The sequence below is a fragment of the Clostridium pasteurianum genome (genome assembly GCF_001705235.1).
Lineage (GTDB): Bacteria > Bacillota > Clostridia > Clostridiales > Clostridiaceae > Clostridium_S > Clostridium_S pasteurianum_A.
This window is the reverse complement of the sequence record NZ_MCGV01000001.1, coordinates 1,792,165-1,817,802: the sequence shown is the minus strand read 5'-3', so window position 1 is coordinate 1,817,802 and position 25,638 is coordinate 1,792,165. Positions and strand designations below refer to the sequence as shown.

General features: G+C 29.7%; 26 protein-coding genes. 24 read left to right on the top strand and 2 right to left on the bottom strand.

Features of this window, described 5'->3' with window-relative positions; genetic code table 11:
• Window positions 1-10 precede the first annotated feature (10 nt).
• From BEE63_RS07915 to BEE63_RS07860, 12 genes are all read left to right on the top strand, one after another.
• Window positions 11-1,021 (top strand): sensor histidine kinase, encoded by a 1,011-nt coding sequence (locus BEE63_RS07915; RefSeq protein WP_066020876.1) that lies wholly within the window; start codon window positions 11-13, stop codon window positions 1,019-1,021.
• A gap of 103 nt (window positions 1,022-1,124) precedes the next feature.
• Window positions 1,125-1,892 (top strand): ABC transporter ATP-binding protein, encoded by a 768-nt coding sequence (locus BEE63_RS07910; protein WP_066020875.1) that lies wholly within the window; start codon window positions 1,125-1,127, stop codon window positions 1,890-1,892.
• Entirely contained in the window at window positions 1,882-3,207 is a 1,326-nt protein-coding gene (locus BEE63_RS07905) for an FtsX-like permease family protein (RefSeq protein WP_066020874.1), read from the top strand. The genes BEE63_RS07910 and BEE63_RS07905 overlap by 11 nt, the downstream gene beginning before the upstream one ends.
• 93 nt (window positions 3,208-3,300) lie before the next feature.
• On the top strand, window positions 3,301-4,107 hold the full coding sequence (locus BEE63_RS07900; protein WP_066020873.1) for an ABC transporter substrate-binding protein: 807 nt from the start codon (window positions 3,301-3,303) through the stop codon (window positions 4,105-4,107).
• A 24-nt stretch (window positions 4,108-4,131) separates the two neighbouring features.
• Window positions 4,132-5,256 carry an alanine/ornithine racemase family PLP-dependent enzyme gene (locus BEE63_RS07895; protein WP_066020872.1) on the top strand — a complete coding sequence of 375 codons (1,125 nt, stop codon included), beginning with the start codon at window positions 4,132-4,134 and terminating at the stop codon, window positions 5,254-5,256.
• A 116-nt stretch (window positions 5,257-5,372) separates the two neighbouring features.
• Window positions 5,373-5,648, top strand: a complete 276-nt coding sequence (locus BEE63_RS07890) for an ArsR/SmtB family transcription factor (protein WP_066020871.1) — start codon at window positions 5,373-5,375, stop codon at window positions 5,646-5,648.
• A 25-nt stretch (window positions 5,649-5,673) separates the two neighbouring features.
• Window positions 5,674-8,118 (top strand): DsrE/DsrF/DrsH-like family protein, encoded by a 2,445-nt coding sequence (locus BEE63_RS07885; RefSeq protein ID WP_066020870.1) that lies wholly within the window; start codon window positions 5,674-5,676, stop codon window positions 8,116-8,118.
• Between the two features lie 117 nt (window positions 8,119-8,235).
• Complete coding sequence (locus BEE63_RS07880) at window positions 8,236-8,799, top strand: GNAT family N-acetyltransferase (protein WP_066020869.1); 564 nt, start codon at window positions 8,236-8,238, stop codon at window positions 8,797-8,799.
• Window positions 8,800-8,820: 21 nt separating this feature from the next.
• Entirely contained in the window at window positions 8,821-9,735 is a 915-nt protein-coding gene (locus BEE63_RS07875) for a helix-turn-helix transcriptional regulator (RefSeq protein WP_066020868.1), read from the top strand.
• 40 nt (window positions 9,736-9,775) lie between these two features.
• A complete protein-coding gene (locus BEE63_RS07870; RefSeq protein WP_066020867.1) occupies window positions 9,776-10,366 on the top strand; it encodes a DJ-1/PfpI family protein in 591 nt (196 codons plus the stop codon).
• 67 nt (window positions 10,367-10,433) lie between these two features.
• Window positions 10,434-10,964 (top strand): PadR family transcriptional regulator, encoded by a 531-nt coding sequence (locus tag BEE63_RS07865; RefSeq protein ID WP_066020866.1) that lies wholly within the window; start codon window positions 10,434-10,436, stop codon window positions 10,962-10,964.
• Between the two features lie 100 nt (window positions 10,965-11,064).
• A complete protein-coding gene (locus BEE63_RS07860; RefSeq protein WP_066020865.1) occupies window positions 11,065-11,523 on the top strand; it encodes a hypothetical protein in 459 nt (152 codons plus the stop codon).
• Between the two features lie 312 nt (window positions 11,524-11,835).
• Here BEE63_RS07860 and BEE63_RS07855 read toward each other — a convergent pair whose 3' ends face one another.
• Window positions 11,836-12,657, bottom strand: a complete 822-nt coding sequence (locus BEE63_RS07855; protein ID WP_081312489.1) for a methyl-accepting chemotaxis protein — start codon at window positions 12,655-12,657, stop codon at window positions 11,836-11,838.
• 337 nt (window positions 12,658-12,994) lie between these two features.
• Between BEE63_RS07855 and BEE63_RS07850 the strand changes: the two genes are divergently transcribed.
• From BEE63_RS07850 to BEE63_RS07840, 3 genes are read left to right on the top strand one after another with little or no spacing between them, the layout of a single operon-like run.
• The gene (locus BEE63_RS07850) at window positions 12,995-13,288 is read left to right on the top strand and encodes an ArsR/SmtB family transcription factor (protein ID WP_066023193.1); all 294 of its coding nucleotides are present in this window, start codon (window positions 12,995-12,997) and stop codon (window positions 13,286-13,288) included.
• Window positions 13,285-13,605, top strand: coding sequence for a rhodanese-like domain-containing protein (locus BEE63_RS07845; protein ID WP_066020863.1), 321 nt, complete (start codon window positions 13,285-13,287; stop codon window positions 13,603-13,605). The genes BEE63_RS07850 and BEE63_RS07845 overlap by 4 nt, the downstream gene beginning before the upstream one ends.
• 13 nt (window positions 13,606-13,618) lie before the next feature.
• A complete protein-coding gene (locus tag BEE63_RS07840; RefSeq protein WP_066020862.1) occupies window positions 13,619-13,975 on the top strand; it encodes a C-GCAxxG-C-C family (seleno)protein in 357 nt (118 codons plus the stop codon).
• An 830-nt stretch (window positions 13,976-14,805) separates the two neighbouring features.
• On the opposite strand, the gene BEE63_RS07835 is transcribed toward BEE63_RS07840, so the two are convergent.
• Complete coding sequence (locus BEE63_RS07835; protein WP_066020861.1) at window positions 14,806-17,514, bottom strand: sigma 54-interacting transcriptional regulator; 2,709 nt, start codon at window positions 17,512-17,514, stop codon at window positions 14,806-14,808.
• Window positions 17,515-17,761: 247 nt separating this feature from the next.
• Between BEE63_RS07835 and BEE63_RS07830 the strand changes: the two genes are divergently transcribed.
• The 9 genes from BEE63_RS07830 (at window position 17,762) to BEE63_RS07795 (ending at window position 25,628) form a co-directional block, all read left to right on the top strand.
• Window positions 17,762-18,088 carry a PTS lactose/cellobiose transporter subunit IIA gene (locus tag BEE63_RS07830; protein ID WP_066020860.1) on the top strand — a complete coding sequence of 109 codons (327 nt, stop codon included), beginning with the start codon at window positions 17,762-17,764 and terminating at the stop codon, window positions 18,086-18,088.
• An 18-nt stretch (window positions 18,089-18,106) separates the two neighbouring features.
• Entirely contained in the window at window positions 18,107-18,418 is a 312-nt protein-coding gene (locus BEE63_RS07825; protein ID WP_066020859.1) for a PTS sugar transporter subunit IIB, read from the top strand.
• Between the two features lie 37 nt (window positions 18,419-18,455).
• Window positions 18,456-19,862 carry a GH1 family beta-glucosidase gene (locus BEE63_RS07820; protein ID WP_066020858.1) on the top strand — a complete coding sequence of 469 codons (1,407 nt, stop codon included), beginning with the start codon at window positions 18,456-18,458 and terminating at the stop codon, window positions 19,860-19,862.
• Window positions 19,863-19,925: 63 nt separating this feature from the next.
• Window positions 19,926-21,284 (top strand): PTS sugar transporter subunit IIC, encoded by a 1,359-nt coding sequence (locus BEE63_RS07815; protein WP_066020857.1) that lies wholly within the window; start codon window positions 19,926-19,928, stop codon window positions 21,282-21,284.
• A gap of 135 nt (window positions 21,285-21,419) precedes the next feature.
• Window positions 21,420-21,698: a hypothetical protein gene (locus BEE63_RS07810; RefSeq protein ID WP_066020856.1), complete on the top strand. Its 279-nt coding sequence runs from the start codon at window positions 21,420-21,422 to the stop codon at window positions 21,696-21,698.
• Window positions 21,699-21,875: 177 nt separating this feature from the next.
• Window positions 21,876-23,129 carry a nucleotide disphospho-sugar-binding domain-containing protein gene (locus BEE63_RS07805; RefSeq protein ID WP_066020855.1) on the top strand — a complete coding sequence of 418 codons (1,254 nt, stop codon included), beginning with the start codon at window positions 21,876-21,878 and terminating at the stop codon, window positions 23,127-23,129.
• Between the two features lie 16 nt (window positions 23,130-23,145).
• Entirely contained in the window at window positions 23,146-24,426 is a 1,281-nt protein-coding gene (locus BEE63_RS07800) for a lanthionine synthetase C family protein (protein ID WP_066020854.1), read from the top strand.
• 61 nt (window positions 24,427-24,487) lie between these two features.
• Window positions 24,488-24,655, top strand: coding sequence for a hypothetical protein (locus BEE63_RS21640; RefSeq protein WP_157797104.1), 168 nt, complete (start codon window positions 24,488-24,490; stop codon window positions 24,653-24,655).
• A 91-nt stretch (window positions 24,656-24,746) separates the two neighbouring features.
• Window positions 24,747-25,628 (top strand): glycosyltransferase, encoded by an 882-nt coding sequence (locus BEE63_RS07795; protein WP_066020853.1) that lies wholly within the window; start codon window positions 24,747-24,749, stop codon window positions 25,626-25,628.
• Window positions 25,629-25,638: the final 10 nt, after the last annotated feature.

Genomic DNA, 25,638 nt, shown 5'->3' with positions numbered 1-25,638 from the left:
GAGTTTTTAAATGTATAAAAAAATCCTTAAAAACTTTTTAAAGGAAAATTTTCTTTATAGTATAAGCTTTTTTTTAAGTGCTGGAATAATACTTTTTTATTTTTATGTTTCAAAGGATTTGACTGATTTTTTTTATCCGCTCATCCTTGTGTTTTCTATATATATAATCTTTATGGTTATTCAATGGTTCAAATATTATAGGTTTAATATTAATTTAACTAGAGGTATAGAAAAAGAATACTATGACCTTGAAGCAGCAACTCCGGAGCAAAAAATGGTTCAAGAAGTTATGTTTAAAACACATAAAGAATATGAAAAGGAAATAAGCAAAATAGAATATAAAAATTCGGATATAAAATATTTTGTTTCTCAAGGAGTTCACAATATGAAGACTCCAGTTTCTGTAATAAATTTAATAATTCAAAGAGAAAAAGACAATATAGATAAGGAAATTATAAAAAATATTGAAGAAGAAAATTATAAGATAAAAAATGGTTTAGAGCAGGTACTTAATGTAATAAGGCTAGATGAATTTTCGAGAGATTATGAACCAGAAGTAGTTGATCTTGTTAGTCTTATTAAGTCAGTAATAAACTCAAGGAAAAACCAGTTTATATATGGAAATGTGTTTCCTAAACTTCAATTTAATATGGAAGAGGCTTTAGTGCTTACTGATAAAAAATGGAGCGGTTTTATAATAGACCAAGTGGTTTCAAATTCAATAAAATATTCTAAAAGGGATACCAAAAGCTATGTTTATTTTAATATAATTCAGGAGAATGAGAAAACCCATATGATTATAAAAGATGAAGGGGTGGGAATACCGGAATATGATTTAAGTAGAGTTTTTGAGCCATTTTTTACAGGCGAAAATGGGAGACAGTTTGAAAATTCTACTGGCATAGGTCTTTATATGTGCAAAAAAATAGCAGATAATCTTGGACATGAAATATCTATTAAATCGGAACTAAATAAAGGCACCTCGGTTAAAATTACATACATATCTAAAGTGAATCTTTAATGCTTACAAAAATGTAAGTGAAGATTAATATAAAAAGATTTTTCATGGTTATTAGTTTTCTTATAATATAGATATAAGATTTTCTATATAGGTGGTGAAATTCTTGAATGTACTTCAAGCAGAAAATATAACAAAGGTCTACGGCGGTAAGTTTGAAATTAATTCAAATAATGCTTTAAATGGAATAAGCTTAAACATTGAAGAAGGCGATTTCACTGGGATTATGGGGCCTTCTGGCAGCGGAAAAACAACTCTTTTAAACATATTAAGTGGAATAGATGAACCAACTCTTGGAAAGGTTAAAATAATGGGCAAAGATATAGCAAACTTTACAAAGGATGATATGTCTATTTTTAGAAGAGAAAATTTAGGCATTATATCTCAGGATTTTAATTTGCTTGAGGACTTGACCTTAGAAGAAAATGTTGTTTTGCCTCTTTTTATAAAAGATAAAGTTGATGAAAAAAGTATAAATTATAAGGTAGAGGAGCTTTTTAAATTTTTTAATATATGGGAGCAAAAAGATAAATATCCTTATAATGTATCAGGAGGACAGCAGCAGAGAGCAGCGGCATGTAGAGCACTAATCACAAATCCTAAAATAATAATGGCGGACGAACCAACTGGAAATTTAGATTCCAAGGCAACAACAAAATTTATGAAATATATGCAGATGATAAATGAGAATAGAAACAGCACTATAATTATGGTTACACATGATTCTTATGCGGCAAGTTTCTGCAAAAAAGTTCTTTTTATAAAGGATGGAAAAGCGTATACAGAGCTTTACAGAAAGGAAGGGAAAAGGGAATTTTTTAATAGGATATTGGATTGCCTTGCCATAATTGGTGGTGAAACAGATGAAATATGAGAAGGTTTTATTTAAGAGTCTAAAAATTAATTTTTTTAAGTACGTAAGTTTCATATTATCTTCTGGCTGCGCTGTAATGATAAATTTTATATACTCTACAGTGATTTTAAATAATTATATTATACATAATAATGAAAGTGTTTTGATAAATTATGTAGTAAGCTTTTCGGTAATATATATAATGATGAGTATAGGTATATTTATTGTATACTCATATGATAATTATATGAAATGGAGAACTAATGAATTTACAGCATTTATTATACTTGGAATAACCAAGAAGGAATTAAAAAGGTTACTTTTAATAGAAAGTTTTCTATTGCTTACTACAGCACTTTTATTAGGAACTTTTTTTGGTGTGATATTTTCTAAAATATTCTTTCTTTCAATAGTTAAATTATGCAAACTTAAAAATGTATATTTTCAAATTACATATAAAAATTACCTTAATGTATTGGTACTGTTTTTTTGGATATTTATGTTGATGGTTTATAAGATACACAGTATTTCAAAGCTTCTTGAGGTTAAGGAAATAATAAAATATAAAGATAAGCCTATGAATGTAAAAAGTGAAAATAGAAAAGTTAAAATTCTAATATCAATATTAGTAGCTTGTGCGATTTATAAAAAAATGTCAGTAAGCTTTTCTAAAAGTATGGAATTTTATGTTACAAATATTTTTATAAGCATGGTGGTAGTGTTTTTATCTGTTAATCCATGTACGTGGTTTATAAACAAATTAATCAAAAAAATAAGATTTGGATCATACATAAAAATGAAAAGCATGAAAAGTGCATTCTATACAGGAAGAAAGCTGACATTTCTATTGACGTTTTTAAGTTTTATGATTATATCCTATGTTAGAATAAATTACACATATAACTTGCAATATAAAACTATTGGGAATCTATTAGTTGTGAGTAAAGTGAATTTCTTGTCTTTTATATATATTTTTACTACTCTTTTGTGTTTCATTATTTTTTCAACGACAATTTTTTTTAATACTTCTTTCAGTATACCTATGATGAAAAGACTTTATAATAGGTTATTCAAAATAGGCATTACTAAAAATGAATTTAAAAAACTCATTAAATTTAAGTTGTGCGCAGCTTTTTTTGAGCCGCTTATATTAAGTTTAATTATGAGTATAGTATATATTGAGATTTCTAATTTAAAGTTTCGATTTTCTTTTGGAACATTTCTTATTTACTTAGTTTATTTTTTACTGCTTCTAGTTGGATATTTTTCCGCCCAAAGAAAATATAATGATGAAATTTTGAATAAATATTCATACAAATTGTATAAAAGTACTTGATTATTTCTCTGGTTTTTTGTATAATACAACTAGTTTAAGAAGAAAAATGCGTGGATTATACTATGAATAAAAATTCAAAGAGGTGTTTATTTAATGAATAAGACAATTAAAAAAATAATGGCAGTAGCAGTAATGGGAGTAATTAGTTTAGGTATTTTAGGTGGATGTTCACAAAGTAAAAGTACGGGTGATGATTCACTTCAAAATGTGAAGAAAGCGGGAGTTCTTAAAGTAGGACTTTCTGATGATTATCCACCAATGGAATTTAGAGATAGCAATAACAAGGTTGCTGGTTTTGATGTTGACATGGTAAATGCTATAGCTAAAAAAATGGGAGTAAAGGCTCAAATAGTAACTAATTCTTATGATGGTATATTTGTAGCACTTAAGTCAAAGAAATTTGATATGATTCAATCTTGTGTAAGTATAACAAATGAAAGAAAAGGTACAACATTGTTTTCAGAGCCATATATTTATGGAGGAGATGCAATATTTGTAAAGAGCAGTGATACGGCTATAAAGAAACCGGATGATTTAAAAGGAAAAGTAGTTGGATGTCAGGCAGGAACAACAGCTGAAGAAGCATTAAAGAAATTTCAGGGATTAAAAGAAACTAAGAAATATCAACAGACTACTGATGCATTTTTAGATTTACAAAATAATAGAATTGAAGCAGTAGTAGCAGATCCAATGGTAGGAGATTACTATAATGTAAAGAACCCAGGTAAGTTTAAGAAAGTTAAAGAGTACATGGGAAAAGAACCAGTTGGAGCTGCATTTAGAAAATCAGATAAAGCACTTAGAGATGCATACCAAAAAGCTTTTGATGAATTAAAGAAAGACGGAACAATGTCAAAGTTATCTAAGAAATGGTTTGGTTATGACGTTTATGCAAAATAGTTAATGATAGGAGGCATCACAGCCATGAATATAGATTTTAAATACCCTGCACTGCAAATTAATCTTGATAAAATATATGAAAATGCTAAGAATATAGTAAAACTATGTAGTAACAACAATATAAAAGTTGCTGGAGTTGTAAAGGGAATAAATGCTATACCTGAAGTTGCAGATGAATTTGTAAAAGCAGGAGTAGATTACATGGCTGATGCCAAACTAAGTAATATAATAAAGCTTAAGGAGCACGGAATAAATCTTCCCATGATGCTTATAATAACGCCAATGATGAGCGAAGTTCATAATGTTGTTAAATATGTTGATATAAGCGTAAATTCAGAAATTGAAGTGCTAAAGCTATTAGATAAGGAATCTCAAAAACAAAATAAAAAGCATAAAGTAGTTTTGATGTATGATGTTGGAGATTTAAGAGAAGGAATATTTAAAAGAGACGAATTTGTTAACTTAGCCTTATATGTAGAAAAAAATTTACACAACATATGTTTATATGGCATGGGAACTAATGTAGGCTGCTACGGAGCTATAAAGCCTACAGAAAAAAATATTGGAGAATTGGCTGATATTGCCTCAGAAATAGAGGATAAGATAGGTAGAAAATTAGATATGATTTCAGGTGGAGCAACTACATGTATTTCACTTTTACTTGATAATAAAATGCCTTCAGAAATAAATAATTTAAGAGTTGGAGAAGCTATACTTTTATCGAGAGATTTACCTGATATTTGGGGATATAATATGAATTATATGAATGAAGATGCGATTAAATTGCAGGCTGAAGTTATAGAAGTACAGAGAAAACCTACATTCCCTATAGGTGAAAGAATTGTAGATTCATTTGGGCTTACCCGTGAATACGAGGATAAAGGCATAAGAAAAAGAGCACTTTTAGCTGTTGGAAGACAGGAATATGCTTTTGAAGACAAGCTGATACCATTAAAAGAAGGTGCAAAAATCATCGGCGGAAGTAGTAATCATTTGATTGTTGATGTAGAGGATTGTACTGACGAGGTTAAAGTTGGAGATATTCTTGAATTTGAAATGTTTTACGCTCCAATGCCATATTTAAGTCAAAGTAAGTCTGTTAAAAAGATATTAGTGAAAGATGGAAGCGTTTTAAAAGAATGTATTTAATGTTTATAGGGAAAAATTCTTTCTGATTTGCGGAAAGAATTTTTTATTGACTTATATATTTAAATATCGTAATATATAAATATATTAATAAATGAATATAGTGAAGAGGTAATAATATGGATAATAATATTTCAAGTTATAATGCTGCAGCAGAACTTTTAAAGGTTATTGCGCATCCTGCAAGGCTTTGTATTGTAAGAGGACTTTTGAAAAAGGGAGAATGCAATGTTAGCTATATGACAGAATGTATGAATTGTCCTCAATCTACTATGTCACAGCATTTACAGAAGCTTAAATCTGCTGGAATAATAGAAGGAAGAAGAGAAGGTACTGAAATATATTATAAAGTCTGTAACGAGAAAGTTGCTGAAATAATTAAAATTTTATTTTGAAAATAGATAACGGAGGGAAAATAATATGAAAAAGGTAGTTATAGTTGGTGGAGTTGCTGGTGGAGCATCAGCGGCAGCAAGACTTAGAAGACTTGACGAAGAAGTCCAAATAGTAATGCTAGAAAAGGATAGCTATATATCTTTTGCTAATTGTGGCTTGCCGTATCATATAGGTGAGACTATAAAAGATAGGGATAGACTGATAGTTCAAACACCTTCAAGTATGAAAGAAAGATTTAACATAGACGTAAGAATTAACAGCGAAGTTATTTCTGTTGATACTAAAAATAAAGTAATCGAAGTAAATAGTAAAGACAAAGGAATTTACAAGGAAAGTTATGATAACCTCATTTTGTCTCCTGGAGCAAGAGCATTTAAACCACCTATAGAAGGAATAGACAGTGATAAAATATTGACTTTAAGAAATATTCCCGATATGGATAGAATAAAATCTTTAGTTGACAGTGGTAATGTAAAGGATGCTGTAGTAATAGGCGGCGGATATGTTGGAGTTGAAATGGCTGAAAATCTAAAGGATAGAGGACTTAATGTAACTTTAGTTGAAGCAGCTCCGCATATATTAGCCCCTTTTGATACAGATATGTCCGTTATCGTTGAAAAAGAGTTATATGACAATGGTGTAGATCTTGTTTTAAATGATGGCGTTAAAGCTTTTGAGGATAATGGAGATTACGTTGAAATATCACTTGCAAGCGGAAATAAATTGAAGTCACAGCTTGTAATACTTTCTATAGGGGTTGTTCCTGAAACTTCTTTCCTAAAGAATACTGGAATTGAACTGGGCAAAAAAGGTCACATAATAGTTAACGATAATATGGAGACAAATATAGAAGGTGTTTTTGCAGTAGGAGATGCAGTAGAGGTAGTTGATTTCGTAAATAAGAATAAGACTGCTATAGCCTTAGCAGGACCAGCAAATAAACAGGGAAGAATAGCTGCTGACAATATATGCGGAATTAAATCTATTTTTAAAGGCTCTGAAGGAACTGCCATAATTAAAGTTTTCAATGTTACAGCAGCAAGTACCGGAAACAATGAAAGAACTTTAAAAAGGTTAGGTATTCCATACAAAGTAGTAGTTGTTCATCCAGCCTCCCATGCTTCTTATTATCCAGATTCTCATCCTGTGTCAATAAAATTGATATTTGGAGATGATGGAAAAATATTTGGAGCTCAGGCTGTTGGCTATGATGGTGTGGATAAAAGGATAGATGTGATTGCTTCAACTATAAGGCTTAATGGAACTGTATATGATTTGACAGAGCTTGAACTTTCATATGCACCACCATACTCATCTGCAAAAGATCCTGTAAATATGGCAGGCTTTGCAGCAGAAAATGTGCTTACAGGAAAGGCAGAGGTAATAACAGCTGAAGAGTTTCTTGATATGAATAGAGAAGATACTTTAGTTATAGATGTTAGAACGAAAATTGAGTATGAGAATGGGAACGTAGCTGGAGCAGTTAATATTCCTGTAGATAGCTTACGTGATAGAATTGACGAGATAGATAAAGATAAGGAAATAATAGTTTATTGTCAGGTTGGACTGAGAGGGTATATAGCACAGAGAATTTTAAAGCAGAAGGGATTTAAGGTTAAGAACTTGACAGGTGGATATAAATCCTTATCAGTTTTAAGTTTTAAGCCAGAAGTAGCAAATAGAAATGATAATAATGATGCACAAAAGGAGGCGGCTGTGGATATAGATAAAAAGTATGATAAAGCTCTTGATGCCTGCGGATTATGCTGCCCGGGACCTTTAATGCAGGTAAAAGCTTGCGTTGACAGTATTGAAATCGGCAAAATTCTTAAAGTTACGGCTTCAGATCCTGGATTTTATGAAGATATAAAAGCATGGTGCAAAAGAACTAATAATGGACTTTTAGACCTAAAAAAAGATGGTGGCACCATAACAGCGTTTATAAAAAAAGGCAGTGGGATTGTAGTTTCAGAAAATTTGAATTCAATTGAGGATTCAAAGGATAATAAAACTATGGTAGTATTTAGCGGAGATTTAGATAAGGCAATAGCTTCTTTTATAATAGCTAATGGAGCGGCATCAATGGGCAAAAAAGTAACTATGTTCTTTACATTCTGGGGATTAAGCATCTTAAGAAAACCTGAAAAAGCGGATATTAAAAAGGGACTTGTGGAAAAAATGTTTGGAATGATGCTTCCACGAGGCAGCGAAAAGCTTAAGTTATCTAAAATGAACATGATGGGCATGGGTACTAAGATGATTAGAAAAGTTATGAAGGACAAGAACGTATCATCACTTGAGGAGCTTATAAAAGCAGCAATAGATAGCGGAATACAGATAGTTGCCTGCCAGATGTCTATGGATATAATGGGTATAAAAAAAGAGGAATTAATTGATGGAGTAAAAATAGGTGGCGTTGGATACTATCTCGGAGAGGCTGAAGATTCTAATGTAAATTTATTTATTTAGCATATATATTGCTTGATTAAATTGTAGAATATGATTAAAAAAATTATAACAATGACACACTGTTGTCATTGTTATTTTGCTATAATTAAGAAAAATATGAATGGGGGGGTAAAAAGTATGAAAGATGTTTATGGAACATGCCCTGTACTAGAAAATACAAAATATTTATTAAGATTTATGGAAATAAATGATGCTAAGGATTTATTAAAGTTATACAGTGATAAAAATGCCGTTCCATATTTTAATAGTGATAATTGCAATGGTGATAAATTTTTTTATGAAACTCTTGAACAAATGGAGAATGCAATTAAATATTGGATTTTTGAGTATGAGAGAAAAGGATTTGTTAGGTGGTCGATTATAGATAAAAAAAGTAGTGAGGTTATTGGAACAGTTGAGTTGTTTCATAGAGTTTCTAAAGATTATTTTAATTCTTGTGGAATTTTAAGATTAGATTTAAGAAGTGATTATGAAAAGAAGAATTGCATTTCTGAGATATTATCTATTATAGTTCACTCTGCATATAAGTTATTTCAATGTAATATTATTGCCACAAAAGCAGAACAGTTTGCGACAGAGAGAATTGAGGCATTACAGCTTATGAATTTTAAACTATCACAAGAAAAATTAATGGGACATGATGGCTTGGAGTACGGAAATTATTGGACTCGTTTAGAATGATAATGGGGAGTATTTTATAATATGAAAATTGATCGTTTACTTAAAGAAACAATTTATTTATTAAATCATGGTCGAACATCGGCACAGTTTTTTTCACAGTACTTTGAAGTTTCAATCAGAACAATTGTGAGAGATATTGATACCTTGTGTATGGCAGGAATTCCTGTAGTATCAATCTGTGGCGCAGATGGCGGATATGAGATTATGAGTACATTTAAGATGCAGCAACAGGTAGCTGGAGAGATGGACTATAACTATGTTATATGTGCTTTAGAGGGGCTAGTATCTGCGTATACGAATAAAGATATTGAGACTACTTTAGAAAAAATGAAAAGTTTGACTACAGACATAGATAATACCATGATTATGGATCTTAGTGTCGTACATGAGAACAGAAATATTAATGAAATATTATTGATACTTAATAGGTCTATTCAAATAAAACATGTCATTAGTTTTTTATATACTAATAATAAGGATGAGCAAAAACAAGTTAAGGTAGAACCTGTTGCTGTGATTTATAAATGGTATAGTTGGTACCTCATAGGATACTGCTTAAAGTATCAAGATTATCGTATGTACAAGCTAGTTCGGATGGAGAAGCCTAAAATATTAGAAAAGAAAAATACAAAAGTACATGATTTGAAAATGGTAAGAGAAATTCTAAAAAATACATCAGACGACAGAAAAAGAATTAAGATTGTTTTGTATTGTAGGGAAAAATTAAAATCAAAATGCTGTGAGTATTTAAAAGGAAGAGTCTGCAAGGAATACAGCAGTGGTGATTTTGAATATGAATTTGTAGTACCAGAAGACGAGAAGTTTTGGTATGGGGTAATACTTTCTTTTGGCAAGGATGCTAAAGTGGTATCCCCGATATGGCTTGCTAAGAGGATAAAGGAAAATTGTATGGATATTATAGAAATGTACAAATAAAGATGTACTGGTAAGTAGAAATTTTTTGGAGGGAAAATATATGAAGGAAATTTTAATATTTATATCAAACGAATATGCTGATTGGGAAATTGGATATATTAGTACTGAAATAAGAAAATCAAATAAGTATAAAATAAGTACTGTTTCAATATCTAAAGAAGTTATTATTTCAATGGGAGGATTAAAAGTAAATCCAACGTATGCTATAGATGATATATTAAATAATGGCATTGAAAACTTTGAAATGCTAATATTGTGTGGTGGCTGCAATTGGAGAAAAGAAAGATATGAAAATGAAGCGGTTAAAAAACTTGTAAATATGTTTAAAGAAAATAGTAAGTCTATATCGGCTATATGTGATGCAGTCACATTTTTAGCGTTTAATGGATATTTGAACCAAGTCAAGCATTCAGGAAATTCCTGGGAGTATATAAGTTCTGTTTGTCCAAATTATACAGGAAAAAATAATTATATTGAAAAACAATGTGTAAGAACTGATTCCTTTATAACAGCAAATGGAACAGCAACATTAGAATTTAGCCGTGAGATTATGAAGGGCTTGGGATTAAATACTGAAGATGAGATAGACAATTGGTATAAACTAAATAAGAGTGGATTTTATTCTGAGTAATATATTGTTGACATTATTAAAAGGTAGGGTATAATTATAGTCAGCGCTGAGTATAAGGAGATTACAAATGAAAGTACAATTATATATCCTAGGGATTCTCATGAGATATGGTCCAAAACATGGATATAGTATTAAACAAATAGTATCAGATAATATAGCTGACTTTGCTAAAATTAAACTCCCTACAATTTATTATCATTTAGATAAACTTGCCCAAAAAGGCTATATAAATTATGTTGTAGAAAGGGATGGAAATAGGCCTGAAAAAACAGTATATTCTATCACTGATTTAGGAGTTACATATTTTAATTCCCTAATTAATAAAATTTTAAATGAAAATTATAGTGTGGAATTTGACTTTGATGGAGTATTATACTTTTCTGATTTTGCTAATAAAAAAGCTGTTATTAAAAATTTAAATAAGCAAAAGGATTACATAGAAAATAAGCTGAAAGAATTAGTAAATGATAAAGATAATACAGTGAATAAGTTGTTGCCTGAGTATAGAATTTATTGTATTAGCATATTTAATCATCATATATATCATTTGGAAACTGAATTGAAATGGATAAATGAAACATTAAGGGGACTCTATTAAGAGTTCCAAAAAAATCTCATTATAGTCAGTACTGAGTATAATGAGCATTACTGTAACATTGTAAAATAAATATTATTTACGTGAGGAGAGAAGTAAAACTATGGCTTATAAATTAAAAGGAATAACAGTAAGAACAAATAATTCTGGAGAGGGAGAAAAAGTAATTGGTGAGATTTGGGGAGATATTGAGAGTGGAAAATTGCCCGTTCTCTTTAATACTGAGAATGTGTTCCAACAAGGCGTTTCCCCAGTTTCAAAATACAGTAATTATTCCAGTGACGAAAAAGGAGATTATGACCTTACTATAATGGCTGTAACAGCTCATTTCTTTAAAAAAATGGAAGCAGCAGTACATAAAGGCTTATATAAAAAGTATGATGAAAAAGATGAAAGTGGACAAATAGGCATATGTACAAGAAAGGCATGGCAGAGAGTATGGCTTGATCAAAAATTGGGTAATATAAAGAGAGCTTTTACTGAAGATTATGAAAGCACTGTTCCAGGTGAATATACGAAAGATTGGAAACCGCATTGCTATTTATATATTGCAATACATTAAAGTTTATAAGCTAGTCAAATTGTTTTTGATTTTTCTCCCAGGTGAGTTGCTCTCAAGCTGACGGGCGAAGCGATGTCAGCGTCAATTTTTCGTAGAGCAACGGAGAAAAATTTTCCTTTAACATTCCAATTGTAGAAAAGTAATAACTCGGAACAATTAAAAAGAAAGTCAATAAATCTTGAGTGAAATTGTAAATAGTCTTAGAAAATTTAATTTGTCTGAACGATAGTGAGTTATTAAATTTCCTTAGAATATTTACAATTTCACTCTTAGATTTATGACTTTCTTTTTATGTTCCGAGTTATTACTTTTCTACAGTGTTTTTGCAGTTTCTTCAACTGTTTTCGCATTTATATTTATTTCTTGAACAGAAGCTGAGATTTCTTCAAAAGAAGCAGCTTGTGTATCAAATGATTCATTAGAAGCTTTGATTTTATCTGCTATTCCTTCAACAGATTCTTCTATGTTCTTTAATACATCATTTATTTGTTTTATTGAATCACTTGTAGAATTAGAAAGTTTTCTTATTTCTTGTGCTACAACACTAAATCCTTTTCCAGCTTCACCAGCTCTAGCAGCTTCAATTGATGCATTTAGGCCTAGAAGATTAGTTTGCTTTGCTACATTTTGTACAAATTTAAGTACGCTTCCACTGTTTTTAGTGTTTTCTGTAGCTTTATCTACATTTAATAATATGTTTTTACTAGTTTCACTTAGTGTTTGAATATTTGCAGTTGATTCTTGTATAGCAGCAGATATATTTGATATTGAATCTGCTAAATTTTCTGACAAACCAAGTATTTTAACTTTTGCTTCAACGGTCTTTACAGATGCGATAGCACCTATAGTTTTACCTGAACTTTTTATAGGTATAATATATTCTTTAAGAGGAATACCATATTTATTTTCATCAATATCATGTGTTTCAGGAACACCCGCATTGATAGCATATTTTATTGAATCTGGTATAGCATATCCAACGGAAATATTTATTGGTAGGCTAGTATTTCCAGATACCTTAAGAACTTTTTCAGTATTGCTTAAACATAAAATTGCTTTATTATCAAAAAGTTCTGGCATGTACTCTAAAATATTTTCAGCAATAGTTAAAACATCTTCATTTGAAATTTCCATGATAAATTCTCCCCTTTTGTTTTATAAAATAAAATTTCTTATTTAAAGTTTAATACTAATGTTAAATAAAAGCAATTGTATTTTTATTTTGGTTTGAACCATAAATATCTATAAAATGGTTAAAAAAGGGTAAAAAATTTGATAGAATTGCCTTAATAATTAGTCATGTTTAGATAATACAGGAATAATAATTTGTTTAAGACTATATTATGCATTTTGGGCAAAAATAAAATCAATGATAATAATAATTTATGTTGACAACATTAAGGTATATACTTATAATATAAGTATATTAGAAATTACTTATATAGTTTGAGGTGATGTAATGATAGATGATATGATATTAAAAAAGTCAAAGGAAATCTCTGAAATTCTTAAAGTACTAGCAAATGAAAACAGGCTTATGATACTTTGCTATTTAATTAATAAACCAATGAATGTCAGTGAGCTTCATGAAAAAATGCAAAATTTGACTCAATCAGCTTTGTCGCAGCATTTATCTATTTTAAAATCAAACGGCATACTGGATAATAGTAAAAAAGGACTTAACATTACTTATTTTATAAAAGATAAGAAAATAATAAATGTGATGGAAACTTTAAGAAAGAACTATTGTGAGGAGGAAAAATGATGTTTTTCTTTGGTAAAAGTAAATTTAAATCTATAAATGTTAATGAAGTGGATAGTATTTCAGGAAATATAAATTTAATAGATGTGAGAGAACCAGATGAATATAAGAGAGGGCATTTACCTAAAGCTAAAAATATACCTATGAATTCTATAATTGAGAATTCTATAAAGTATCTCGATAAAAACAAAGAATATCATATTATATGTCAATCAGGTATGAGAAGTAAGCGAACTTGTAATGAACTTTATAAAAAAGGATTTAATGTAGTTAATGTTGAAGGTGGAACAGGTTCATATAAAGGAAAATTAATTAAATAAAGGAGCGTAAAAAATGAAAGCATCTGAATACTTAAAAGAAGGCTTTAATTGTGCAGAGTCTATAATAAAGGCTTTTAATGAAGAACATAATACAGATATACCGGTTAAAATAGGAAGTGGTATGGGTGGAGGCTTTTCATCAGGAAGCCTTTGTGGAGCAGTAGGAGCTTCTGCTATGATAATTGGATATTTAAAAGGCAGAGAAAATAATGACGAAGAGAATAATGCTAGAAAGTATGTAAAGGAATTTATGGATGAAGTAAAGGAAGATTATGGAACTGAAATTTGCAGAGAGCTTAAAAGAGATAAAGTAAGCTGCGGTGACATAGTAGATTATTCGTATATGAAGCTCAATGAAAAAGTGAAGTAACAATATTTTGGAACATTAAATAAAATTAATAAATCTAAGGGTGATATTTTAAAAATCCTAAGAAATTTCAATAACTCACTAACGTTCAGACAAATTGAAATTTCTAAGTCTTTTCAAAATATCACCCTAAGATTTATACAATTTTATTTAAATCGTTCTCAAAATATTGTTACTTCACTTTGAGGGTAAAGCAAGGAAAAAATTCCTCCGTGCCTACGGAATTTTGGGCGTAAATAATGTGTATTAGCCATTATTAATCTGTAAGGTGCTGACATTGCTGTGCTCGTCAGCAGGTGATATGTTTTGCCAAAGCCTGGCGTATAATAACATTGAAGTATCTAAGGATTTTATGATTTTTATATCAAGATTTATTAGGATTTTTTTAAATCGTTCATTCAGCACTGTTATTTCACTTTAGGAGTAAAGCAAGGAAAAAATTTCTCCGTGCCTACGGAATTTTGGATGTAAATAATGTGTATTAGCTGACATTGCTGTGCTCGTCAGCAAGTGATAGTTTTGACAAAACACTATGTATAGTGACATTGAAATATCTAAGGATTTTATGATTTTTATATCAAGATTTATTAGGATTTTTTTAAATCGTTCATTCAGCACTGTTATTTCACTTTAGAAGTAAGGCAAGGAAAAGATTCTTCCGTGCCTACGGAATTTTGGACGTAAATAATGTGTATTGGATATCATTAATCTGTAAGGTGCTGACATTGCTGTGTTCGTCAGCAGGTGATAGGTTTTGCCAAAGCCTGGCGTATAATAACATTGAAGTATCTAAGGATTTTATGATTTTTATATCAAGATTTATTAGAATTCTTTTAATGTTCCTTCAGCACGATTCCTTCTCCCTGTACACCTAAAAAGAAACTTGTAATGTAGCATAGTTCACTATCTGAAAATTCAATTAAGTACTTATTATATAGATAAACAAAGTTTTCTTTTATAATCGAATAGATTTCAGCATTGTTTTTGATAAAATTATCCTTATCTGGATATTCAACAGAATGATTTCCTTTCTTTAATCTGCTTATGGCAAAGGCTATATGAAGTACCAGTCCTGTAAATGCATCGTCATCTACTTTTAGTTTGAGTTTCATTTCTACTCTTTTTATAAAGGCATATATATCATCATATAATTGTTTACCGTCTATATTGTCTATGTTTTCTTTTAAGATCAATGAAAGTTTTAATACTACAGATTTTGTGTCAACAAGATCTTGAAGTTCATTTAGTGCACTCATGCTTAAAACATCATGCATACTATACTGTTTTATATTTAAATTTACAGGGAAAGATGAAACTAAAAATAAAATTTCTTTTTGTTCACTAAGAGCTATAAGTTTCTTTTTAAAATGATTTTTATCGAGGCAGTTTAATGATACTATTTCAAATAAATCTTTATCATATTTTAAGTTGCTATTTAGAAAACTTTTTATAGCTAGAGAACCACCTTCACCTGTTAAGCAAGCAGTTACTATAGCAATCTTCTTTTTTGATACTTTTACAGGTATCTCATTTGAGTGCTGAGTTATATGCTTATATGAATTTATTGTAAGTATACTGTCAAAGATTTCATCTATTGAAAGCCCAAGCATAGATTTTCTTGCGGCTTCTATAACATGTAGTGTTGATACAAGTGGAAAAACTTTTACAGGGATGTTGAATTCTTTTTTTATAATATCACCAAAAGTTGTGAGAGAGCCCATATCCACAAGAAGAATGTAGCCACTTGTAGAAAAGTTCTTCTTTACGGTTTCCTTAAGCTCACCTAAAACAACGGATGGTTTTACATCGAGGGGGCAGTTTAGCCCTATTACTGAATTTTCCTCAAGCAAAGTGTTTGCAACATCAGCCATAGAAGTAGCAGTTGATTTACCATGTGCAATTATAATTATTTTTACAGTATCAATAACTTTTGCAGGAGATTTTTCATCATTATTTACTATAAATAAGGCTATATATCCGGCTTCATCATCGGGAATAGAATGATTTACGTAATTCTCAATTTGTTTTTTTGCATCTAAAGCTATCTTGTATTCTTTAGGATATAAAGTTTTAATTTTTTTCAGTTCTGGATTTATAATAGTTTTATTATTGTTTATTCTAGTTATTAAAGTGTTTATATGAAGAGCAAGAGCGGTATACACATTATTGCTTATATTTTTTCTAAGAGAAATAACAATTTGATAGATTAGTTTATCTACAAAATTTAGGGTATCTTCTCCTAGTATATTAACAAGATTTTTTTTGTTTAATTCTTCTGAAATTCCGTTTATATATTTGTTAAAATATTTTGTTATATCTTTTTCAATAATATTTTCTATATTTATATTAGGAATTCCCTTATCTTTTAGAGTTTTAAGCTTTTGCTCTATATATTCGTATATGTTAATGTTGCTTGCATCATGATTATCTTCATTTGATTCATCTGATTCTTTACTTGAAAATTTAAAATATTCTATTTCATCACCCATTAATTTATTCCATAGTATTCTGTGCTCTTTTTCTTTATAAAGCCCTTCTTTTACATATAGAGGTATTAATTTACTACTTACTCTAACATCACGCATAACGCCAGTGAGAAATTCGGAATAAGCTCTTGCACATACTAGTTGGACATCACTTTTAAGTTGTCCTATATTATTTGGACAATCATATGAAAGAAAAGCTCGCATGGTATTAAGTGAAACAGAAATATCTCTATTTAATTTTTTGCTTTCATTTTTGAAGAAGGTCTTTATGAGATAAAGTCTTTCCTCAAGTGTTCTTTCTGAAATAGATGGGATAGTAATTAGCATAGGAATTCTACGAGTAAAAGTTTTTAAAAGTGCTGAATTAGGATTTTCTGTTGTAGCGGATATTATAAGGACGTTTGATTTTCGTAATTTATCATCACCCATCCTTCTAAAAGTACCTTTGTCTAAAAAAGTGAAAAGTGCCTCCTGACCCTCTGGAGGAAGTCTATGTACTTCATCTAAAAATAAAATTCCACCATTTGCCTTTTCTATTAAACCAACTCTATCACTGTCGGCACCTGTATAAGTCCCCTTTTTAATACCAAATAATTGCGAAGTAAGTAGTTGAGGATTATTAGTATAATCAGCACAATTAAAAGTTATAAAAGGAGAATCTTTTTCTTTTACATTCATCTCTATAGCGTATTCGTGCATTAAAGATGCAAACATTGATTTACCTACACCAGTGTTACCAAGTATTAAACAGTTCATACCGTTTGGAGGGTACAATATTGCAGCTTTTAATTGTTCTACTGCTTGTTTTAAACTTATGTTGTGTTTTACAAATTCATCTAGTTTATTTTTTTTCTTAGTGTTTATAGTGTTTGAAACAAAAAATAGAACAGGCCTTCCAGAAGTCTTATATATTTTGCCTTCTTTACATAAATTGTTGAGTTCATGACTTACATTAGATCTGCTTATATCTAGCATTTGAGCAAGAGCTTGAGCTGAAATTTTAGTGCCTTTTTCCATTTTTAATAATTTATTATATATCTGTTCTCTTCTGTTCATAGTACGCCCCCACAATATAATTAATACATAAATTATACAATAAAATTTCCTAAAATTCTATGGAATGTAAAAAAAGTGTTTCAACACTATAATATTTACATATAAACACTAGTTTTACAACTTAAACACTAAAAAGGTATATTAATAAATGTCGATAAATAAAGGGTTTTGAATAATAATAAGTGTTTGGCACGGCGTTTGCTATAGAAAATAAGTGTAAAAAAGTATTTGTATGGAGGGGTTAGGTATGGACATAGAACAAATAATAATGAATATAATAATTTATTCCGGTGATGCTAGAAATTACATGTATGAAGCACTTACTAAGGCGAGAGAAGAAAAATATGATGAGATAGATGGTTTGATAAAACAGGCTAACGATGCAATAGGAAATGCTCATGATATACAAACTTCAATGCTCCAAAAGGAAGCAAGCGGTGAACCTTTAAAGGTCTCAATACTATTTGTACATGCGCAAGATCAACTCATGACAACGATATCAGAAAAAAATCTGATTACTGAAATGATAGAAATGACAAAGTCAATCAATGCATTATCAAATAAATTAAAATAAAAACTAGGGGGAATAGAAATGATTAGAATATTATTATTCTGTAGTGCTGGTATGTCAACAAGTATGTTAGTTACAAAAATGAAAAAGGCTGCTGAAAAAAATAATGTAGAGGCTGAAATTGCGGCTTATCCACAAGCTAAAATGATTGATTATGCTGATAAGACAGATATAGCTCTTTTAGGACCTCAAATTAAATTTCTTTTACCAAAAGCAAAGGGAATATTTGAACCAAAAGGTGTTCCTGTAGAGGTAATTAATCCTGCAGATTATGGAATGCTCAATGGAGAAAAGGTTTTAAAACATGTATTAAAGGTTTTAGGTAAAAAATAAAATTACTTATAGATAATATAGTTTAAGGAGGCATAAAATGAAATTTCCAAGAGATTTCTTTTTAGGTGCTGCATCTGCTTCATACCAGGTAGAAGGTGCATGGAATGAAGATGGGAAGGGAGTATCTAACTGGGACGTATTTACTAAAATACCCGGTAAAACTTTTGAAGGTACTAATGGAGATGTTGCAATAGATCATTACCATAGATATAAAGAAGATGTAAAGTTGATGGCGGAAATGGGGCTCGATTCATATAGATTTTCTGTTTCATGGCCAAGGATAATACCTAATGGCGATGGAAAGGTTAACAAAAAAGGACTTGAATTTTATAACAATCTAATTGATGAATGTTTAAAATATGGAATTGTTCCTTTTGTTACATTGTATCACTGGGATATGCCTCAAGCATTACAGGAAAAAGGTGGTTGGATAAATAAGGAAACTATTGATGCCTTTGTAGATTATGCTAAGACATGTTTTGAATCATTCGGCGATAGGGTTAAGCATTGGATTACGTTTAATGAAACTATAGTATTTTGTACTAATGGATATATATCAGGGGCTCACCCTCCAGGGATATCAGGTGATGTTAAAAAGTATTTCGAGGCAACTCATAATGTATTTGTTGCCCATGCAAAATCTGTTATTGAGTATAAAAAACTAAAACAGTATGGAGAAATAGGAATTACAAATGTATTTTCTCCAGCATTTAGTGTTGATGATAAAGAAGAAAATAAGGCAGCTGCTCATCATGCAAATCAATATGAAATTGCATGGTACTATGATCCAGTACTAAAGGGAAAATATCCTGAATATGTAATCAAAAACATTGAGAAAAAAGGATGGCTTCCTGATTGGACTGATGATGAATTAGCTATATTAAAGAAAGCAGCACCGATGAATGATTTCATGGGACTTAACTATTATCAACCACAGAGAGTAATTAAAAATCATGACACAGGGGAATTTAAAAGGACAAGGGAAAATTCGACAGGAGCACCAGGAAATCCGTCATTTGATGGATTCTATAAAACAGTAAAAATGGATGATAAGGTATACACCAAATGGGGATGGGAAATATCACCTGAATCATTAGTTGAGGGACTTAAGAAACTAAAAGCTGAATATGGGGATGTTAAGCTTTATATTACTGAAAACGGTCTAGGGGATAAGGACCTAATTGTAGAAGATGAAATTTTAGATATGCCTAGAATTAAGTTCATAGAAGCTCACTTAAAAGCACTAAAGCAGGCAATAAGTGAAGGCATAAATGTAAAAGGCTATTATGCTTGGTCAGTAATTGACCTTCTAAGTTGGCTTAATGGATATAAAAAGCAGTATGGTTTCATATATGTAGATCATAAGCATAATTTGGATAGAAAGAAAAAATTATCATTTTATTGGTACAAAAATGTAATTAAGGAACGAGGAGAGAATATATAATTAAATGGGACATAATTAATATTTATATATACTAGATAAAAAATATGAGGAGGAATTATAATAATGAGTAAAGTAGATACTATTCAAGAAAAAATTATTCCGCCGATAATGAAATTTGCAAATTCAAAAATCATTACGGCAATTAAAGATGGTATTATAATTACAATGCCATTAACTCTTATTGGATCAATATTTTTATTGATAGCTAACTTCCCAATTCCTGGATGGAACAGCTGGATGGCAGGAATATTTGGAGCAAACTGGTCAGTACCATTAACTCAAGTTTCAAGTTCAACTTTTGATATATTGGCACTTGCGGCAGTAATAGGTATAGCTTCTCAATATGCAAAAAATGAAGGACAGGATGGTGTTACTTCTGGACTTCTCGGACTAGTAACTTTTTTAATTATCATGCCAGGATACACATTTGTTAAAGCAGGAACTAAATATGGTTCTTTAGTATTAAAGAATCCAATTAATGTAACAGCTTCTATTGATAAGGGTTGGACCGGTGGTAAAGGAATGATAGCCGCTTTGATTATTGGTGTACTCGTTGGATATACTTATTCATGGTTCTTAAACCATGATATAAGAATCAAACTTCCTGAGAGTGTACCAGCTGGAGTTTCAAATGCTTTCTCAGCTTTAATACCAGGTGCTGTCATTATGGTAGTAGCTATGCTCGTATACATTTTCTTCAGTGTTGTTACTGGTGGAACTGCACTTGAATGGATTTATAAAGTATTGCAGATTCCATTACAGGGAATTACAGATTCATTTGGCGGAGCAATAGTAATACCATTTGTTATATCTTTCTTCTGGTGGTTTGGTGTTCATGGTGCTACTCTTATTGGTGGTGTTATGAATTCAATATATCAAGCAAACACACTTGCAAATGGTGAAGTTGCTAAAACTGGTGCTAAATTAATAGCTTCAGGAGCTGGAAAAAATGCTCACATAGTATGTCAGCAGTTCCAAGATAACTTCTTAACAATGACTGGTTCAGGAATAACTATAGGCTTTGTTGTAGCATGTGTATTATTTGCGAGATCACAGCGTTTAAAACAATTAGGTAAATTAGCATTAATTCCAGGAATATTTAATATTAATGAGCCAGTTTTATTTGGTCTTCCAGTAGTATTAAATCCACTTATGTTTATACCATTTGTAATTGTCCCAGTAATGTCAGGAATTCTTACTTATCTTTCTATGTATGTTGGTCTGGTACCTTGCTTTACAAATGTTCAGGTTGCATGGACGACGCCGCCGATAATATCAGGATTTTTAGTTGCCGGTTGGCAAGGTGCAGTACTTCAAATTGTAATAATACTATTAGCATCAGTAATATATTTCCCATTCTTCAAAGTACTTGATAAACAGTATGCTGAAGAAGAATTAAATGGTGATGCTGAAGAAGAATAGAAGAATACTAATAATATAGTTGCTTCAGTTAAACATATGTGAATAAGGTTTAACTATAGAAATTTTACAAGTTAACCCGACTTTTAAACTTGATTGTTGGGTTAACTTTATGTTTTGTACACAGGGGGTTTATAAATGAAATTATTTAAAATAAAAGTTGTTGGTAATGTAGAAGAATTTAAAATAGAATATACTTATTCTACAGATTATTTTAATTATAAGGATTGTCCATATGAAGGAACGGAACAGGAAAAATACACTAAATTTTGTGAGGACTTAAAAGCAGATAAAGGATCTCAGCCATTAAATGTAAAGCTTAAAATGTCAAATGGAGTAGCAGATAGAGCTTTACCTAAAAAGGAAGCTTTAAAAATAACGGATGTTAACGAGTTTGTGAAAAGGTTAAATAAATAATGATTGAGACATAATAAACCCTAGATATAGTATATCTGGGGTTTATTTCCCGTAGTTTGATAAATTATTTAAATAAATTAGTAAAATAAACTTTACAATGGATAAGAAAAGGTTTACAATACAATTAAAGGAATTAATGTAATAAAAAATATATTATGGAATATTGGAGGGGCAAAATTGAAAAAGATAGTTTTTTTTGGATGGAAAGCTAAAAGTAATTTCAATGAAAGCTTATCCATATTAGAAAATATTATTAGAAATGATGTTAGAGTATATTATTTTGGATTTGAAGAGTATAGACAGGCTATAGAAAACATGGGTATTAAATTTTTTCAATATAAAGATATTAGAAAAAATTTAGAGGATATTTATAAAAATGAGACAAGACCTAAATTTACAGTAGAAGATATTGTTAATAGGAGCAGTGTATTTAATAGAAAGTTATTAGAGATGTTTAAGGAAATGGCTGAATATGATTTGGAAAAAGTTAAAATGATTTTGCCTAATATTATTTTTAGAGATAATGCTGCTGTAAATGGAAAAATAGTTGCAAGTAAATTGAAAAAAAGAACAGTAGGAATTAATTGTTTAATTACAATGCTTAATGAGGATGTTAAGAGTGATCCGGTGAAGTTATTTGGATTATTTAATTCAGTTGATTTTACGAAAGTAAAGGGAATAAAAGAAAGTGGTTTTTATTCTAGAATAATAAATAGGCATATAAAAAACAGTGAAGAATTGGAAGTGCCATATATAAATCCTGTTCATGTAGTAGATGGTGAAGATGATATAAATATATCCTTTGGAGGCAGTTTAATACAGCCGGATGGTAAATTTAATAATAAAGAATACATAGTTGCAAAACCATTATTAAGAAATATGTGTCAGGATTTAGGTCATGACGTGAGATTGCAGGAATTTATTGATAGTAAAGAAAAATTAATTTATTTTGCAACGGGATCTACCATAAGGGCTAGTAACAAGTTTTATAATATCGTAATTAATACTGTGCGTAGAACAAATTATAACTTAATTATTTCAGTTCCAAATTTAAGTAATAACTATAACAAAAAATTTCCACAGAATGTATTAGTAAGAGATATGATAAATCAGCAAAAAATTTTAGAGAGGGCTGATTTGTTTATAACAGCTGGAGGATATAACAGTGTTTGTGAGGCTGTACATAACCTAGTTCCTATGATGGTGAGACCAATTATTAACGATCAAGCAGTTAATGCATATAAGATAAAGGAATTAGGTATTGGAGAAGTTATCAAGACTGATGACATAGATAAAGAATCGTTATTAAATTATATTAATATATTAATTAATGATCAAATGTATAAGAGCAATTTACAGAAAGTCAAAAGAAATTTTCAAAAGTCTAAAGATATAGAAAAAATTTTAAATGACATACTTATTAACGTATAAAAAGAGGTGCTTCAGAATGTATAGTGGGGAAGTTAACGATTTGATTAGAGAATTCTCAAAATTAATAATCGATGTTGATATGTTTGAAGATAAAATTGAAAAATGTAAAACATGGAATGTTTTTTTCTTATGTTCAGGATATCCAGAGATAATATTTTACATATTAGAAGCTAGAGAATTAAATAATGATCTAAATTGGAATAAGGCATTAAAAGAATACATAAAAAGATTTAGAAGCAATTTATATGTTAGTGAGCCATATTTAAATCAAGGTTCAGGAATTTTGAACGGATATTGTGGAATAGGGTATATGCTTTTATATCTATCTAAATATGGAGTTAATGTAGAAAAAGCACTTAATTCTGTAAATAGAAGAGTAAAAATAGTATTAGAAAAAAAGCTTGAAAGTGCAAAAAATAATATTAAAAGCAACAAGGTCCACTATTCAGACTATGATGTAATTGAAGGATTATCATCATCACTTAGGTATTTATTAGAATTTAAGAATCTAAGTATATTTAAGGATTTAATAAATGAAATTATTTCATATTTAATAGAAATAACTAAGACTAATAATTCAAAGTATCCTAATTATTATATTAGAGCAGATAAAGTAAGAGATTCTGGAAGAAGTAAAAGATGTCCTAATGGTTTTGTTGATTTTGGAGCTGCACATGGTATAGCAGGTATATTAAGTGTATTATCTATAGCATTATCAAATAGAATAAAAGTCGAAGGAATAGAAAAAAGTATAGAAACGCTCTTAAATAAATTTAATCAATTTATGATTGTAGACGGGAAAATAAGTTACTGGCCGGGTATTTTAGGAATAGAAGACTATTTAAATAATACTAAAGGCGTTAATTATAATAAATATGGTTGGTGTTATGGAACATCAGGAATTACAAGAGCAATATATTTAGCAGGACAAGCATTAGATGAAAAAAAGTATAAGGATGTAGCTATAAATATTTTATCAGATTTTTGTAGGAATATTAATAACGCCGATGTAAATGGTTACAGCTTATGCCATGGTTATTCAAGTATTTTATTAGTATTAAATGAAATGTATGCAGATACAGATGTAGGCTTATTTAAGGAAACCTCAGATATAATTGCAGATAAAATTGTCAAAGACATTAGAATGGATGAGATTTTAAATTTTAAAGAAGATAAAGTGAATTTAGCTCAAAATAATATAGGTATTTTAGATGGAATTATAGGGATTATTTTTTCATTGATAAATTATAGTGATAAGAACAGAAACTTGGTATCTAAAATAATGTGTATTAAATAGTATATAGTAATAACTTTTAGTTGTTATTTATATAAATATTAAATTTTCAGGAGGTAAGACAATGAATAAAAAAGATTTAATGGAAATGGAGCTAGACCTTGATTTTGAATTAGGAACTGAGCTTACAGACAATGAGAAAATAAACATAGTAGGTGGATATGGTGATAGCACACATTCAGCTGCACATACTTATAGTAGTTACTGTACTGGGGATACATGGTGCTACTAAAAAATAATTGATATAATTATTAAAATTTTATTAGGGACAAAAGAATAAATTCTTTTGTCCCGTAACACTTTATGAAATTGTGGAGGATAGAATGAGTTATTTGGCTTCAGTTATTATACCTACATATAACAGATCAAATTTGCTATACGAGACTTTATATAGTTTAAAAAAACAAAATATCAACAATAAAAATTTTGAAGTCATAATATGTGATGATGGATCAAGTGATGATACAAGGGAGATAGCTAATTCGTTTAATAATAGTTTAAATATAAAGTATTTTTATCAAGAAGATAAAGGTTTTAGAGCTGCCAAAGCTAGAAATATTGGAATTGAAAATGCTAATGGAGATATTTGCATTTTTATTGATTCTGGATGTATAGTAGCGGAAAATTTTATTCAAGAACATATTAATACATATACAAGTGAAAAAGATGTGGTTATTGGGTATGCTTTGGGCTTTAGTCAGTTTAATGATGATAAAAAAGAAGCTATTTTGAAAAGATATGATAGAAATAATATAAGTGGAAGTATAGAAGAACTTAAAGAAGCTAAAGTATATGATGTAAGGGAACAAATGTATCATTATTTGGGTGATTATTTGAAATTATGGGAAGCACCGTGGACTGTATTTTGGACTGTAAATGTATCAGTTAAAAGAAAATTTTTAAAATCTTGTGGTGGCTTTGATGAATGGTTTAATACATGGGGAGGAGAAGATACAGACTTAGGAATAAATTTATATGTTAATGAGGGAATTTATAAATTAAATAGGAATGCTGTAGCAATTCATTATCCTCATGAAAAAATTAATAATTTTAATAAAAATCCATTTTTGGCATACAGGGAGCAAATAAGGAAGAGAAGATACATTCATAATAAATATAAGTTGCTTCAAACTTTAGCATATATTTATATAGATACAAATAATATTAATAATTTTCTCAAGGAATATAAGTATTTAGAAAAATAGAAGGTGGTAT